Source organism: Megasphaera sp. ASD88 (assembly GCF_002287425.1).
Classification (GTDB): Bacteria; Bacillota; Negativicutes; order Veillonellales; family Megasphaeraceae; genus Megasphaera; species Megasphaera stantonii.
In genome coordinates this window covers 1-876 of sequence record NZ_NQXW01000058.1, presented here as the reverse complement: position 1 = coordinate 876, position 876 = coordinate 1, and the positions used below count along the sequence as shown (strand labels likewise).

1 protein-coding gene is annotated in these 876 nt (G+C 45.3%); it reads left to right on the top strand.

Annotated elements, in window-relative coordinates; translation table 11 throughout:
- The coding region (locus tag CJ260_RS12460) for an IS3 family transposase (RefSeq protein ID WP_143747699.1) at positions 1 to 740 on the top strand (740 nt) is incomplete at its 5' end.
- Positions 741 to 876: the final 136 nt, after the last annotated feature.

Genomic DNA, 876 nt, shown 5'->3' with positions numbered 1-876 from the left:
ATACCACCTATGGCTATCGGCGAATCACGGGTGAGCTTACCAATCAGGGATGGTGCGTGAATAAGAAGAAGGTGCAGCGCATCATGCAAAAGCTAAGCCTTCAGGTCACTTGTTTTACGCGAAAGAGCCGCAGATACAGCTCTTACAAAGGTAAGGTGGGAACCATCGCTCCCAATAGAATACGCCGTCGCTTCCACACGACGGTTCCCCATCAGAAAATCACAACAGATACGACAGAATTTAAATACTATGAATTGGATGCCCAGGGGCATCTGACGCAGCATAAGCTGTATCTGGATCCCTTTATGGATATGTTCAATGGAGAAATCCTCAGCTATAGAATAGGGAACCGTCCTTCGGCCGAAAATATATTAGAAGCACAGGCGGAAGCGATCCGCATCACGGCGGATTGCCCCTATCGCCGAACCTTCCATTCCGACCAGGGTTGGGCATACCAAATGAAGGCGTACGTCCGTAAGTTCAAGCAAGAGCGGATTTTTCAAAGCATGTCCCGGAAAGGCAACTGTCTGGATAATGCGGTGATGGAGAACTTCTTCGGCTTACTGAAACAGGAAATGTACTACGGCGTCGTGTATTATAGCTACGAAGAATTGAAATCAGCCATCGAACAGTATATCAAGTACTATAACGAACAAAGAATCAAAGAAAAACTAGGCTGGAAGAGTCCTGTCCAATACAGGCGGTCTCTAATCCGCGACTATGTGAAGCTTTTTCTGTAAATAACTGCCAGGTATAGGTCTTCTATGATACAATCTAAATCATAGGAGGCTTACTATCATGGCAAGAGAAAAGAAACCGGTACATAAGGTCATTATGACCGAAGGAAAACGCAGCATTATTCAACAACTGTTTCAA